Annotated in this window: 15 protein-coding genes; 4 read left to right on the top strand and 11 right to left on the bottom strand. The window is 55.9% G+C overall.

What is annotated here, in order from left to right:
• The first annotated feature begins 61 nt into the window (after window positions 1-61).
• Window positions 62-685, top strand: coding sequence for a Fe-S biogenesis protein NfuA (gene nfuA / locus NH395_RS02865; protein WP_066320581.1), 624 nt, complete (start codon window positions 62-64; stop codon window positions 683-685).
• Between the two features lie 77 nt (window positions 686-762).
• Here nfuA and NH395_RS02860 read toward each other — a convergent pair whose 3' ends face one another.
• Window positions 763-1,809: a DNA-binding protein gene (locus NH395_RS02860; protein ID WP_253022274.1), complete on the bottom strand. Its 1,047-nt coding sequence runs from the start codon at window positions 1,807-1,809 to the stop codon at window positions 763-765.
• A 265-nt stretch (window positions 1,810-2,074) separates the two neighbouring features.
• Between NH395_RS02860 and NH395_RS02855 the strand changes: the two genes are divergently transcribed.
• Together NH395_RS02855 and NH395_RS02850 are read left to right on the top strand one after the other, a co-directional pair.
• The gene (locus NH395_RS02855; RefSeq protein WP_253022272.1) at window positions 2,075-3,232 is read left to right on the top strand and encodes a site-specific integrase; all 1,158 of its coding nucleotides are present in this window, start codon (window positions 2,075-2,077) and stop codon (window positions 3,230-3,232) included.
• A 39-nt stretch (window positions 3,233-3,271) separates the two neighbouring features.
• Window positions 3,272-3,691 (top strand): SufE family protein, encoded by a 420-nt coding sequence (locus NH395_RS02850; RefSeq protein WP_253022270.1) that lies wholly within the window; start codon window positions 3,272-3,274, stop codon window positions 3,689-3,691.
• On the opposite strand, the gene yidD is transcribed toward NH395_RS02850, so the two are convergent.
• From yidD to NH395_RS02820, 6 genes are read right to left on the bottom strand one after another with little or no spacing between them, the layout of a single operon-like run.
• Window positions 3,688-4,011 carry a membrane protein insertion efficiency factor YidD gene (gene yidD / locus NH395_RS02845; protein ID WP_253022268.1) on the bottom strand — a complete coding sequence of 108 codons (324 nt, stop codon included), beginning with the start codon at window positions 4,009-4,011 and terminating at the stop codon, window positions 3,688-3,690. The two genes, NH395_RS02850 and yidD, sit on opposite strands and share 4 nt — an antisense overlap.
• Entirely contained in the window at window positions 4,008-4,466 is a 459-nt protein-coding gene (hisI, locus tag NH395_RS02840) for a phosphoribosyl-AMP cyclohydrolase (protein ID WP_253022266.1), read from the bottom strand. Before hisI ends, yidD begins: the two co-directional genes overlap by 4 nt.
• 2 nt (window positions 4,467-4,468) lie before the next feature.
• A complete protein-coding gene (locus NH395_RS02835) occupies window positions 4,469-4,918 on the bottom strand; it encodes a transcriptional repressor (protein ID WP_066320569.1) in 450 nt (149 codons plus the stop codon).
• Window positions 4,919-4,966: 48 nt separating this feature from the next.
• Window positions 4,967-5,965 (bottom strand): alpha-L-glutamate ligase-like protein, encoded by a 999-nt coding sequence (locus NH395_RS02830; protein WP_253022264.1) that lies wholly within the window; start codon window positions 5,963-5,965, stop codon window positions 4,967-4,969.
• Window positions 5,962-7,485: an inactive transglutaminase family protein gene (locus NH395_RS02825; RefSeq protein ID WP_253022262.1), complete on the bottom strand. Its 1,524-nt coding sequence runs from the start codon at window positions 7,483-7,485 to the stop codon at window positions 5,962-5,964. Before NH395_RS02825 ends, NH395_RS02830 begins: the two co-directional genes overlap by 4 nt.
• Window positions 7,486-7,521: 36 nt before the next feature.
• A complete protein-coding gene (locus tag NH395_RS02820; RefSeq protein ID WP_253022260.1) occupies window positions 7,522-8,361 on the bottom strand; it encodes an ATP-dependent zinc protease in 840 nt (279 codons plus the stop codon).
• A 211-nt stretch (window positions 8,362-8,572) separates the two neighbouring features.
• Between NH395_RS02820 and NH395_RS02815 the strand changes: the two genes are divergently transcribed.
• On the top strand, window positions 8,573-9,112 hold the full coding sequence (locus tag NH395_RS02815; RefSeq protein ID WP_253022258.1) for a DUF3833 domain-containing protein: 540 nt from the start codon (window positions 8,573-8,575) through the stop codon (window positions 9,110-9,112).
• Window positions 9,113-9,213: 101 nt separating this feature from the next.
• Here NH395_RS02815 and NH395_RS02810 read toward each other — a convergent pair whose 3' ends face one another.
• The 4 genes from NH395_RS02810 to gorA form a co-directional block, all read right to left on the bottom strand.
• The gene (locus NH395_RS02810; protein ID WP_092828462.1) at window positions 9,214-9,606 is read right to left on the bottom strand and encodes an ectoine synthase; all 393 of its coding nucleotides are present in this window, start codon (window positions 9,604-9,606) and stop codon (window positions 9,214-9,216) included.
• A 74-nt stretch (window positions 9,607-9,680) separates the two neighbouring features.
• Window positions 9,681-10,949 (bottom strand): diaminobutyrate--2-oxoglutarate transaminase, encoded by a 1,269-nt coding sequence (ectB, locus tag NH395_RS02805; RefSeq protein ID WP_253022256.1) that lies wholly within the window; start codon window positions 10,947-10,949, stop codon window positions 9,681-9,683.
• A gap of 67 nt (window positions 10,950-11,016) precedes the next feature.
• The gene (gene ectA / locus NH395_RS02800; RefSeq protein WP_066320558.1) at window positions 11,017-11,595 is read right to left on the bottom strand and encodes a diaminobutyrate acetyltransferase; all 579 of its coding nucleotides are present in this window, start codon (window positions 11,593-11,595) and stop codon (window positions 11,017-11,019) included.
• 208 nt (window positions 11,596-11,803) lie between these two features.
• Complete coding sequence (gene gorA, locus NH395_RS02795; RefSeq protein WP_253022254.1) at window positions 11,804-13,189, bottom strand: glutathione-disulfide reductase; 1,386 nt, start codon at window positions 13,187-13,189, stop codon at window positions 11,804-11,806.
• Window positions 13,190-13,216: the final 27 nt, after the last annotated feature.

Raw genomic sequence — 13,216 nt, 5'->3', positions numbered from 1 at the left:
CATAGGCACAAAATGACATGTGAAGTGGCGCCGCCACTGCCACGGGAGGAAAACAGCCCTCATGACCACGACAGCAGAAGCAGAAACCAAGGTCGATACCCAAGGTATTGATATTACCAACAGTGCACAGGATTACCTGGCGGAATTGCTGGAAAAGCAGAACGTCGAGGGCATCGCTGTGCGCATTTTCATCACCCAGCCGGGCACGCCCTACGCCGAAACGTGTTTGGCCTATTGCCGCCCGGGCGAAGAAGAGCCGACTGACGAAAAGCTGGAACTCGAGAAGATCAACGTGTTCCTCGACAAGAACAGCCTGGCGTTCCTTGAGGAAGCCGTGGTCGACTTTAACGCCGACCGCATGGGCGGCCAGCTGACCATCAAGGCACCAAACGCCAAGATGCCCAAGGTCAACGCGGACAGTCCGCTGGAAGACCGCGTCAACTATGTCCTGTACAGCGAAATCAATCCTGGCCTGGCCTCTCACGGCGGCGAAGTCAAACTGGTCGAACTGACCGAGCAGAACATGGCGGTACTGGCCTTCGGCGGTGGCTGCCAGGGTTGTGCGGCCGTCGACCTGACCCTCAAGGATGGTGTCGAAAAAACGCTCATGGAGCGTATTCCCGAGCTTGGCGGCATTCGCGATGTGACCGACCACTCGGACACCACCAACGCCTACTATCGATAATCAATAGCGTTCCGCCAAGATGATGATGCCCAGCTCCTGCTGGGCATTTTTCGTCTGCGCCCATTGACGCTAGCCGTCTAGTCACGGCTATTTTTATCTTCGTGCTCACCATTCTGGTCGCGCGCCAGTGATGTCGGCAGATCGGTTAGCTGCCGTTGCATGGCGTCCATTCTGGACCAAAGCTGTTCCTGCCAGGCCTTTTCGCGAGCATCATGTTGCCGTGCTTCTTCGGCTAACGCCGTTTCTGCGCTGGCAAGCTTCTTGATCACCTCGTCGTGGCGCTGTTGAAGGTCTTTCATTGCGGTGTGCAGCTGCTGATAAGCCTGCTGCTGGGCATGTGCCTCCAACTGATACTGATGGATTGATTTTTCCAGCGTTTTAACCTCCTCGGCCAACGCCTCGTTACGTTTATCAGCCTGTTTCAGACGTTGCTGGTAGGCGCTTTCTTCCTGTGCCCGTTCCTGTCGGGCGCTGTCCAGCAGGCTCATCAACCGGTCTTCGGCAGCTTCATGGCGCTGCTCTTCCTGGGTCAGGCGCGCCTGCCATTCGGCCTGCTGTTGGCTGAGTTGATCGGCATGCTGTGCCTGGCGCTCGGCTATGTCTTGCTGGGCGCGTTCATGGGCGGCCTGCCATTTGCCCACTGCGTCACGTGCTTCCTTTGCCTGGGTCCGCCACTGCGCTTCATCCGCTTGGCTGGCCGTCAGGTCCCGGCTAAGCGCCTCGACGCGCGTCTCTGTATGACGCAGATATTCTGCCAGGGCGCTTTCACGCTGCTCCGCATTGGCGGCCCGCTGGTCGGCCTCGTTGGCCTCGAGCTGTGCCGCTTCGACCTGGCGGTCGGCTTCCTCGCGATAATGGCGTAACGCATCGTGCGCCGCTTCCATGGCGTCCTTCCATAGTTCGCTGGCAGCACTGACCACAGATTCCGGCACGCCCTTGGGGGGAGGGATATCGCGGTTCTGCTCCCGGTCAAGTCGCCACTGGCGAAAGTGTTCGCTGATGGTGGTAAAGCTCCCCGTACCGAGTACTTCGCGAATGCGCTGAACGCTAGGCGTATCGCCTCGGCTAAGCAGTGTATCGATGGCCTGTTGTACATCCTGGTATTGAATGCCGCTGCGTGCCATTGGCGGGCTCCTTGCAGGGTTGGAATGACCGTGATTATCCCGCTCTTGGCGATACAAGACAATATTACGTAATACGTAAAACGTAATTTATTTATCTTAAACCGTATAAATTCAAGATTACGCGTATTATCTTGAATTTATAAAGAGTAAAAGGCACACTTGTCAGCAACTGACGCGAATAAGAAGGAAGATGAGGAGAGAGAAGGGGGAGGAGGGAAGAGGGAAGAGGAAAAATAGCAGGGTGAGAGAGGATAAAGAGACGTCAATGGAAACATGGGATAATACCGCTATCGCCAACCCGATATCGCCGCTGGAAAGGCTCGGTGGCCCGCCCGTGTTGCCGCACATTACCGCCAGCACGGACGTGGAGGCGGTCGCGGCGTGGCTCGCCGAATACCACGAAAGCCCGCAAACCTGGAAGTGTTATCGTCGGGAAGCCGAGCGCCTGCTGTTGTGGCTGAATACCCAGAACTTGACGCTTGACCAGGTCAACCGTGACATGCTGCGTCACTTCGAACAGTTTCTTGCCGACCCACAGCCAAATACCTATTGGGTGGGGCCTACCAAGCCCCGGCATCACCCACAATGGCGCCCCTTCCGGGGTGGACTTTCACCGGCCAGCCGTCGGCAAAGCCTGGTTATTCTTCAGGGGTTGTTCAGCTGGCTGGTTGAAGCGGGGTGGGTGCGCCACAATCCGTTTCGCCTGATGCGCGATAAGTCACGCCGCATGAGCAACCAGGCGCCGCGCATAGAGCGCTACCTGGAGCGGGAGTTATGGGAGTGGCTCTGGCAGTGGCTTAACCAGCCAGCGGAGGAGGGCGAACGCAACCGTTACGAAGTGGCCAGACGACGGTTCATCTTTGGCTTTGCGTACCTGCTGGCCCCCAGGGTGAGTGAAATGGCCGAGGCCCGTATGGGCGACTTTGAGCGAAGCGAAGGGCGCTGGTGGTGGTCCGTCGTCGGCAAGGGCAATAAGATTGCCCGCATTCCTCTCCCGGCTGACATGCTGGAATGTCTGGCCGAATGGCGGCAGGCCCTGGGGCTTTCGCCCACGCCGGAACATCAAGACGATACGCCCTTAATTCGCGCCCTGGACAAGAAGCGAGGGATTGGTCATAACCAGCTTTATCGCCTGATACGTGAGACTTTCAGTGAAGCAGCCAGCGCACTGGAAGCGGCTGATGGCAACCCTGTTTACATTGAGGCGTTGCGCCGGGCAACGCCTCACTGGTTGCGCCATACATCGATTACCCATCAAGCCCAGGCAGGCATCAGCCTGCGGCATTTGGCCGACAGCGCCCGCCACTCGCGCCTGGATACCACCGCGCGCTATCTGCACAACGAAGCCATCGAGTGGCACCAGGAACAGCAACGCCATCAGATTGAGCCGAGAGCCACCCAAGACGACCTTGAGACGTTATAATGGGCCAAATTTCGTGACACCAACGCTAAAGGAATCACCATGACCACGTCCGGTGCCGAGTTAGCCCAGCAGGAACTGATCGAAGAGTTCGACATGTTTGATAACTGGATGGACCGTTATCAATACATCATCGATATGGGCAAACAGCTACCCGCTTTCCCCGACGAGTGGAAAACAGATGAGTTTAAAATTCAGGGATGTCAGTCGAACGTGTGGATGCACCACGAAGCGCAGGACGACATGCTGATCTTCAAGGCAACCTCTGATGCGGCGATAGTATCAGGGTTGATTGCCGTGCTGCTGCGTATCTACAGCGAAAGAACCGCCGAAGAAGTACGTAGTACAGAGCCGCATTTCATGACGGACCTGGGGCTGGACAAACACTTGTCGCCAACGCGGAGCAACGGCTTGCATGCCATGCTGGAGCGTATTTACCAGGTTGCCCGGCAAAGCGCTTAACAATCACGCCGGGAGCGATGATGATCAACAGCGTCGGCATGGTCTTTGTCTTCCCGGCATAGGGCTTCACTACGCCCGCCGGGAACGGGGTCCATGCCACCGTCGCTGCCCGGGTGGCATTTCACAAGCCGCTTCGCGGCCATCCAGCTGCCTTTGAACGGTCCGTGTACCTGGATGGCTTCGATGGCATAGGAGGAACAGCTTGGCCAAAAGCGACAGCGTGGGCCGAGCAGGGGGCTTAACGTATATTGGTAAATGCGCACCATAATGACCAGGCACTGACCGAGCAGCCAACGCACGCCATTAAGCCAAGTCTTCATGGCGATGGCTTGGCGTAGAGCTCGGCGGGGTCAATAAGTGGTTCGCTGTTGATCGTCACGCCTTCGTTTGAAAGCGACAGATAAAAGCAGCTACGCCGCCCCGTATGGCAGGCAGGCCCGGTTTGCGCCACCTGGAGCAACAGCGTGTCGCCATCGCAGTCGAGGGCTGCCGATACCAGATGCTGCTGTTGGCCGGAAGACTCGCCTTTACGCCATAACTTGCCTCTTGAGCGCGAGTAATAGCATACCCGCTGCGTTTGCAGCGTTTCTTCCAGGGCGTCGCGGTTCATCCAGGCCATCATCAGCACTTCGCCGGTATCATGCTGTTGGGCGATGGCAGGCATCAGGCCGTCGGCATTAAACGCGGCGGCATCGAGCAGCGCCGTGACAGAGCAAAGAGCATCCCCAGGGGATGCCGACTCGAGGTCTTTGAATAGTGAATTTTCTGAGGACATGTTCACGACTCATCATGGGGTTGGCAACGCTGGCATAGCCCCTGTAATTCTATGGTCTGGCGCTCTACATTGAAGCCTTGACGCTGGGCGAGTGCGGCCAGTTGATCGCTGATTTCATCCAGGTGGAGTTCTTCCACGTAACCACACTGCCGACAGATAAGCAGCTGAAAGCCGTGGGCGTGTTCCGGGCATGCGCAGGCAACATAGGCGTTTTGCGATTCGATGCGGTGAACCAGTCCCTGCTCGATGAGAAACTCAAGGGCACGATAAACCGTCGGCGGTCGAGCGGCCGCGTGCTCTGTGGAGAGCTTGTCGAGTAGGTCATAGGCCTTTAAGCCGCCACCATGACGCGCGATCAATTCAAGCACACGGCGCCGAATAGGCGTAAAGCGCACGCCCCGCGTATGGCACTGGGATTCTGCCTGTTGTAATAGCACATTGGCGTGTGTCATAGACGTCTCGTTGACCAGGGTGAGCGCAGTTCACGCTCTAAAAGTAGTTTACGCGCTTGCTGGAGGCGTGTCAGCCGGGTCAGTCAACTCACTCACGCGGGCAAAATGATGCTGCGCAAATGCCACACGCTTCTTGGCAGGCACGCCATCGGGCTGACGTTCGATAAGGTCCAGGCGGCGGCGTAGGCCTTCACCGTTGGTCATCTGGATGGCAAGCCCGGGGCGGGCATTAAGCTCAAGCAACATCGGGCCATGCTGGCGGTCGAGCACCATGTCGGTTCCCAGGTAGCCCAGTCCGGTCATTTCGTAACAACCCGCGGCCAGATTAAGCAGCGTTTCCCACTGGGGGACCACCAGGCTTGCCAGGTCGTGTCCGGTATCCGGATGAACAAAGCAGGGGCGGTCAAACTGCACGCCGCGAAGGGCGGCGCCCGTTGCCATGTTAAGCCCCACACCGACAGCTCCCTGGTGCAGGTTGGCCTTGCCATCCGATGCCGCCGTCGAGAGCCGCATCATGGCCATGACGGGGTAGCCTTTAAAGACGATGACACGAATATCAGGGACGCCTTCGTAGGTGTAGGCCATCAGGCTTTCATCAAAGTTGATCAGTGTCTCGACAACGGCGACGTCGGGTGAGCCGCCAAGCGAGTAGAGCCCCGACAGGATATTCGACACATGGCGTTCGATATCGGTGATCGAAAGGCGTGCCCCGCTAGGCTTGATGAAATCATCGCCCTCGATCTTTTCAATGACCAGAATTCCCTTGCCGCCGCTGCCTTTGGCCGGTTTGATCACAAATCCATGGTGGCCTGACAATATTTGGCCGATATGCTTGACCCCAAACTGGGTCGTCACCGTGCCGATTAACGCCGGCGAGGTAATCCCGTATCGTTGCGCCAACAGCTTGGTTTTCAGCTTGTCATCCACCAGCGGGTAAAGACGCCGGTTATTGTAACGCCCGATATAGCGGATGTTACGCCGGTTCATGCCGATAATGCCTTTGTCACGCAGTTGCGACGGCCATGTCCAATTACTCAGCCAGCTCATGAGGGCTTGTCTTCCTCGGTAATGGGCTTGAAGCGCCGCAGTTCCAGCAGGCGATAACCTGTATAGTTACCCAGCAACAGGATCAGTGCCATCAAGATGAACTGAACCCCCAGGAAGTTAAAGGTGATGTGGCGCACCCATGGGTTGTTCATGGCCAGGAAGGCGATGACGGCGGTGAGCAGGCTGCCGCCCCCTTGTATCAGGACCTGCTTGGGACCTTCTTCTTCCCACAGGATCGACATCCGCTCGATCGTCCAGGCAAGAATGATCATTGGGAAGAAGGTGATGGTCAGCCCGGCGTTCAAGCCCATTCGGTACGCCAGCACCGAGAATACCGAAATGATGGCAATGACGGTGATAATCACCGCCGAGACCCTGGCCACTAATAACAAGTTTAGATAAGACAGGTAATTACGGATTATCAGACCTACCGACACGACCAGCAGAAAACCAATCAACCCGGTTGTCAGACTGGTCTGGATAAAGGCGAGTGCAATCAGTACAGGCATGAAGGTGCCCGAGGTTTTGATGCCTACCAGTACGCGCAGGAAGACGACGACCAGGGCGCCAATCGGAATAAGCAGAATGGTTTGAAATAGCGCCTGTTCCTCCAGCGGGAGGCTGTGAATCGAGAAGTTCAGCAACGTATCGTTGGAGTTGTGGTTACGGACCGCCGCGGAAGCGGGCTGATAATGGGTCATCATCGAGAAACTGACCCGTGAGTTTGTCCCGCCTTGTACTTCCAGGACAGCGTCGCCGGTGGTTTCCCATAGCAACAGGTTGTCTGGCTTGCCCTGGACCCCGGTAATGGGGTGGAAAAGCGACCATGTCTCGTCGTTTTCATCGAATACCTGAATCCAGGTGCTCAGTGTTTGCCGCCGACGCCCATCCTCAAGCAGCAAACCGCTGACGCCTCTGGCTTTCACTTCCGCCTGGTTAAGCAGGCGAACCACCAGCGGCGCAGGATCCATCTCGCCAAGTAGAAGGCGGGCGTTCTCATCCTGGCGCTCACCGTTCACATCGCGAATCAACTCGCGGGCAAAGGTGGCGTTATTGGCGCTTCGCTCCCAGGCTTCATCGATAAGCTGCTCAGCCGCCGAGTCGTAAGGGCTTTCCCACTCGACGGCGGGAGGCAGTTCAGGGGCCGCCTGCACCGGCGCTTGCGCGTCGGGCGATACCAGCATTTGCACGGAATAATACAGCTGCTGTTCGCCATCAGCTTCGCGAATCGTCCATTCCGCTCGCCGACCCGCGTCATTTGCCTGGTAAGCCAGCCCGTAGCCAGAAGAAGCCGTGTTCTCGGTAAGTATACGATACCCAGCCTGCTGGGTCGGTAGTGCAAGATCAACCTCTACCGGGCCATCCTGGGCGTCAAAGGTAATGACGGCTTCGATTTCCCAAACCTGGCGTTGCTCACCTGGCACCCAGGGTATTTCAAACTGCAGATGGCGATGTACGCTCATTGCAATGCCAGCTGCGAGCAATAAACCGACGATAAAATAAAAGGGTAGCCGGGACATTGAGATTCCTTTCAAAAGTGACAGAGGCGGCTGTCGTTATTCTTCGCTATCGTCTGACTCAGCAACTTCATCGTCAGCCGCTTGGTCGGCGGGCTCACCACCGGGGAACTCGGGCCGGTCAAAGCGATAAGTTTCTGCCACATCGATAATGGCAATATCGAGTAAGAAACGCCGACCGAGCAGAACAGGGTAGTCCAGATGGCTGCGGTCGCTAAGGGTGAACTCGACAGTTTCGCTGAGCGGCCCCAGGGTTAACAGCAAGGAAATTACCAGGCGCGATTCTTCTCCGGAAGCCTGTACGATACGGACGCGGCGCTCGATAGGCGCTTCAATCCACTCATCGCGGATACTTTCGACCACAACATCTTCTTCATTAAGCGCCAACTTGAAGCGAACCCAGTCTTCACCGTCACGTTCAAAGGGCGTGATGTCACGAGCAGATAGTGATGATGTATTGGCGCCTGAATCCACTTGGGCCTGGAGGTAGGTACCGATACTCGGTAATCCTACCCATTCATTGCGGCCAAGCAGCGTTTTATTTTCAAGCAGGTCGTTTTCAACATTGCATTCTTCACGAACCACAATGGATTCCTGGTTGCGCGCATCCAGTTGCTCCACGTCGTTGCGCAGGAGGCGAAGCAGGCTGCCGACTTCTCGTACATCGGCCGTAAAGACGTCTTGCTTGTCAAGCTGGCGTTGCTGCAAGGACGCCGTCTCGCTGCACTGCTGGGACAACTGGGTCTGCAACCTATCCATGCGCGTGTTGAATGCTGCTTCATCAAGGGGCGGGGGTCCTTCGGGAGCAGGCTTCGGCAACGCACAACCCGTCATCAAAACAGCCGAACCTACTATCAACCAAACAACACCTGTACGCATAACATGGACACTCGTTATCAATAAGAGGATGAATGATAAGGAGTAGTGAGACCGGTTGTCCAACACCCGCACGATGTTTTCACCGTCAGCCCACAACATTTAACATAATATATATTATGCGAACTCAAGGACGGCTTGGCTTTGACCATGATTCCTGCGATAGTTTCGACAATTATTATACCCACCACTCAATCCATATAGGGAAAGCACAATGAAAATATCTGTTCAAGCTGCCGTTTTCGCCCTCCTGGTCACTTTCCTTGCAGGCTGTTCAAGTATCGATGTCGAAGATTACGCCGGTACCGAACCGCGTCTGGATATCGCCGAGTATTTTACCGGCACAACCCGCGCCTGGGGAATGGTACAGGATTACAGCGGCGAAGTTCAGCGCCGGTTTACCGTGACCATTGACGGTCGTGTTGAAAACGGCACGCTAATTCTGGATGAGGACTTCGTGTTCGCCGATGGCGAGACCGACAGGCGTGTATGGCGCTTCGAGCGTATCGATGAACATCGCTGGGAAGGCACGGCGAATGACGTCGAAGAGACGGTGGATGCCCGCCAATACGGTCATGCGTTCCACATGAACTACCCGCTGGATGTGGCGATCGGCGACAGGACGATCAACTTCACCATGGATGACTGGATGTACCTGCAACCCGACGGACGACTGATCAATCGGACCGCCATGACGAAATTTGGTTTAACACTGGGTGAAATTACCCTGGTCTTTGAACAGGTCGATCCCTGACCAGCGCTGATGACATCTTTGCCTTCGATGGCAACGTAAAACAGCCTGCTGGTCAGCAGGCTGTTTTGTGTCTATCACACTGACGGTATTAAGCGTCGGTTTTATTCGTCGGCCGGCGCGTAGGAACCATCTTCACGGTGTACTTCGTTACCGGTGATTGGCGGCGTGAACACGCAGGCCAGGTGCATGGTTTTATGAGCACGCAGCAGATGCTCGTCATGCTGGTCAAGAATGTAGATATCACCGGGCTTGATCGGCCAGATTTTGCCATCTGCCAGGGTTTCCACCTCACCTTCACCTTCGATGCAATAAACGGATTCATAGTGATGCTTGTAATGAATATGCGTTTCGGTGCCTTCGAAGATACGCGTAATGTGGAACGAAAAGTTACCACCATCACCTGCAAGTACCAGGCGCGTGCTGTCCCAGTTTCCGTTCTCGGCTGTCACTAAGCGATCAGTTTGGCGGGCTTCTTCAATGTTGCGAACGATCATACTGGTGCTCCAATTAAGAGGCGGCCCGAACGGAACCGCATACATTATATCTTAGCGGAAGAATAGTAGCGTTGTTACTCGCTAGCGATAGCTTTGACACATTTTTCCAGGATGTCCAACCCTTCCAGCAGGTCTTCATCGCTGATGGTCAGCGGGCACAGGCACTTGACCACTTCGCCGTCTTGACCGCTGGTCTCGATGATCAGTCCATGTTCAAACGCCATGGCGGTGATTTTATCGGCGATATCACCCGACACGACGTCGATGCCACGCATCAAGCCACGGCCACGTTCAGTGGCGGGTATGCCGTTTTCGGTAAGCATCTCGGCTAACGATTTAAAGCGCTCTTCTACAATACGGGCTTTACGCTGTACGTCACGCTCGAAGGTGTCGTTTGACCAGTATTTTTTGAGTGCAGCAGTGGCTGTCACCATGGCCAGGTTGAAACCGCGGAAGGTGCCGTTGTACTGGCCTGGCTTCCACTTATCCAGTTCCGGCTTCATGAGTACATGGGCAAACGGCATGCCAAAGCCGGATAACGACTTGGAATTGGTCACCATGTCCGGCTTGATGCCCGCATGTTCGAAGCTGAAGAATTTGCCTGTGCGGCCACAGCCCGCCTGGATATCGTCAATGATCAATAGAATGTCGTGGGCTTTACAGATCTCTGCCAAGCGCTTGAGCCACTCGAGGCCGGCCACGTTGATACCGCCCTCGCCTTGCACCGTTTCGACAATCACGGCGGCCGGCACATCCAGACCGCCCGATTTATCCTTCAACAGCTTCTCGAAATAATCGAGTGTGTCGGCATGTTCGCCCATGTAGCCATCGAACGGCAGGAAGCTGGCCCCCTGGGTCGGAATGCCACCGGTGGCTTCGCGGAACTTGCGATTTCCGGTCGTGGCCAGGGCGCCCATGGTGACGCCATGGAAACCGTTGGTGAAGGTGACGATATTGTGCCGCCCTTTCGCCACACGCGCCAAGCGGATGGCGGCTTCTACCGCATTGGTACCGGTTGGACCGGGAAGGTGAACTTTATAGTCCAGGCCACGAGGCTTGAGAATGACATTTTCAAGCGTTTCCAGATAATCGCGTTTTGCATCGGTCCACATATCCAGGCCATGAACGACACCGTCTGTGGCCAGATAGTCGATCATGGCTTGCTTTAAGTACGGATTGTTATGGCCATAGTTCAATGTGCCCGCACCGGCGAGAAAATCGATATATTCACGGCCGTTTTCATCGGTCAAGCGGGCATTCTGTGCCTTGGTGAATACCACCGGAAAAGAACGTGAATAGGTACGAACATTGGATTCCATACGTTCGAGAGTCTGGGTCTGCATTAGCGACCTCCTTTTTTAGAAATCAGTTTGCCAAGCGAAAGGAAGGTAACGCGAGCGGGAAAACCGGTTAGATGTTGTGGGTATTGAACGGACCAATACGCACCAGGTTTTCCGGGTCGTGCTCGCCTCCAAGTTGTTCGGTCGAAAAGTATTCACGGCTGTTCAGAGGGGCCTGCCAGCGCCCTGCCAGCCGTTGGAACAAGCCCCATGAGGCTTGATTGTCGGGCGTGATCGTCGTTTCGAGGTGGTGTACATCGGCCAATTCCGGGCGGGACATGATGGCCTCTACCAGGCGGCGCGCCAACCCGGTTCCCCTCGCCTTTTCACCAACGGCCACTTGCCAGAGAAAGTAGGTATCCGGGGCGTTGTCCTTTACATAGCCGGACACAAAGCCGACGACCTCGCCTTCTTCATTGGTCGCGACGGCACAGGTATCCCTGAACTGAGTGGCTAGCAGGAGATAGGCATAGGCGGAATTCACATCTAGCGGGGGGCATGCTTTGATCAGCTCATAGACCCCCCAGCCGTCTTCGGCATTAGGCTTGCGAATATATAGCGGCGTATCCGCATGACCGACAACGGCATCGGCAATGGTCGGTCGGGCCAAGTCTGCTGAAGGCGTAAACGGCGGTGTTGGGGTGCTCATGGTTATGCTTCGCTGTTGCGATTTTGGATGTGATTATAACAGCTGATTATGAGCAGTTCAAAAATCATGTTATTCAACTCCCTATGTTCGATAATTATTTATTATACGAGCAGGCTGTTCATGGTGAACCGGGGGCAGCCACCTCCTCTTCTGACTAGGATAAGTTTAGCCCAAAGGAGATGATTGCCCAGGTCCTATTGAAACGCCACTAGCCCCGGGAAGGCGCACGCATCGTGACAAATTCTTCCGCGCCGGTGGGATGAATTCCGACCGTATTGTCAAAGTCGCGCTTGGTTAATCCGGCGCGCACCGCGATGGCAATTCCCTGGATGACCTCCCCCGCGTCGTCACCGACCATGTGGGCACCGACCACCACATCGGTCGCATCATCCACCACGAGCTTCATCAGAGTACGTTCCTGGCTGCCTGACAGCGTATGCTTCATGGCCCGGAAGTCAGTCCGGTAAACGCGAATGGCGCCAAACTGTGCCCGCGCGGCTTCTTCTGAGAGGCCGACCGTGCCAATGTTGGGGTGGCAGAAAACAGCCGTTGGCACGCGGGTGTAGTCCAGGGGGGCGGGCGCCGTGCCACCGAAGTGGTGGTCAGCTAATTGCATGGCTTCCGCAATGGCGACCGGGGTCAGCTCGGGCGTATCAATCAAGTCCCCGAGGGCAAGAATTGACGGGACCTCAGTTTCAAAGCGTTCATTGACCGATAGCTTGCCCTGCTCGTTCAGTGAAAGGCCTATCGATTCCAGGCCCAGTCCGGACACGTTGGCACGGCGCCCTGTAGCAGCCAGAACGGCATCCACTTCAAGGGTCTCCCCATTGGTGAGCGCAACCTGGTAGCCAGTGTCAGTTTTCTCGATTGTCTCGATATTGGTATCAAAATGGAGATGGACACCTTGACGATCCATTTCCTGACGCGTGAACTCACGCACCTCGTTATCAAAGCCTTTCAGGAATAGATCACCGCGGTAGATCAGGTGCGATTCGCTGCCTAAACCGTTAAAGATACTGGCAAACTCAACGGCAATATAGCCACCGCCAAGAACAAGAAATCGCTCCGGCAGACGTTCAAGATCAAAAATCTGGTTGGAGGTCAGGGCGTGCTCATTGCCTGGGAAGGTGGGTACCCAAGGCCAGCCGCCGGTGGCCAGCAGTATGCGCTCGGCCGTCACATGCTGCTCGTCGCCCTGCTGATCGGTAATCACTACCGAGTGCTCACTGTCCAGGCGGGCTCGCCCGTTATAGAGGTTGACGCCTGCGGTCTCCAGCAAACGCTGATAGATGCCATTGAGCCGTTTGATTTCGCTGGTTTTGTTGTCCCTTAGCGTCGCCCAATCAAAACGCGCCTCGCCGGGCAGCTGCCAGCCGAAGCCACTGGCATCATCGAATGCGCTATGGAAATGGGACGCGTAGGCGTAGAGTTTTTTGGGCACGCAGCCGACGTTGACGCAAGTGCCGCCAAGGTACCGATCCTCCACGATCGCGACCCTGGCCCCCTTGGCAGCGGACATACGGGCCGCTCGTACGCCGCCGGAGCCTGCACCAATTACCAACAAGTCGTAGTCGTAACCTGTAACCTCTGACATTTCAATCTCCTATATCGTCAACACGGC

Source organism: Halomonas sp. Mc5H-6 (genome assembly GCF_024124705.1).
Taxonomy (GTDB): Bacteria; Pseudomonadota; Gammaproteobacteria; order Pseudomonadales; family Halomonadaceae; genus Vreelandella; species Vreelandella subterranea.
This window is presented reverse-complemented; position numbering and strand designations above follow the sequence as displayed.

What these genes read in the sequence shown, in the direction of transcription:
- ectA (WP_066320558.1), bottom strand. Translation starts at nt 11,595, where the DNA reads ATGAGCACCCCAACACCGCCGTTTACGCCTTCAGCAGACTTGGCCCGA.
- NH395_RS02815 (WP_253022258.1), top strand. Translation starts at nt 8,573, where the DNA reads ATGAAAATATCTGTTCAAGCTGCCGTTTTCGCCCTCCTGGTCACTTTC.
- gorA (WP_253022254.1), bottom strand. Translation starts at nt 13,189, where the DNA reads ATGTCAGAGGTTACAGGTTACGACTACGACTTGTTGGTAATTGGTGCA.
- yidD (WP_253022268.1), bottom strand. Translation starts at nt 4,011, where the DNA reads ATGAAGACTTGGCTTAATGGCGTGCGTTGGCTGCTCGGTCAGTGCCTG.
- NH395_RS02860 (WP_253022274.1), bottom strand. Translation starts at nt 1,809, where the DNA reads ATGGCACGCAGCGGCATTCAATACCAGGATGTACAACAGGCCATCGAT.
- NH395_RS02825 (WP_253022262.1), bottom strand. Translation starts at nt 7,485, where the DNA reads ATGTCCCGGCTACCCTTTTATTTTATCGTCGGTTTATTGCTCGCAGCT.
- NH395_RS02820 (WP_253022260.1), bottom strand. Translation starts at nt 8,361, where the DNA reads ATGCGTACAGGTGTTGTTTGGTTGATAGTAGGTTCGGCTGTTTTGATG.
- ectB (WP_253022256.1), bottom strand. Translation starts at nt 10,949, where the DNA reads ATGCAGACCCAGACTCTCGAACGTATGGAATCCAATGTTCGTACCTAT.
- NH395_RS02835 (WP_066320569.1), bottom strand. Translation starts at nt 4,918, where the DNA reads ATGACACACGCCAATGTGCTATTACAACAGGCAGAATCCCAGTGCCAT.
- NH395_RS02855 (WP_253022272.1), top strand. Translation starts at nt 2,075, where the DNA reads ATGGAAACATGGGATAATACCGCTATCGCCAACCCGATATCGCCGCTG.
- hisI (WP_253022266.1), bottom strand. Translation starts at nt 4,466, where the DNA reads ATGTCCTCAGAAAATTCACTATTCAAAGACCTCGAGTCGGCATCCCCT.
- nfuA (WP_066320581.1), top strand. Translation starts at nt 62, where the DNA reads ATGACCACGACAGCAGAAGCAGAAACCAAGGTCGATACCCAAGGTATT.
- NH395_RS02850 (WP_253022270.1), top strand. Translation starts at nt 3,272, where the DNA reads ATGACCACGTCCGGTGCCGAGTTAGCCCAGCAGGAACTGATCGAAGAG.
- NH395_RS02810 (WP_092828462.1), bottom strand. Translation starts at nt 9,606, where the DNA reads ATGATCGTTCGCAACATTGAAGAAGCCCGCCAAACTGATCGCTTAGTG.
- NH395_RS02830 (WP_253022264.1), bottom strand. Translation starts at nt 5,965, where the DNA reads ATGAGCTGGCTGAGTAATTGGACATGGCCGTCGCAACTGCGTGACAAA.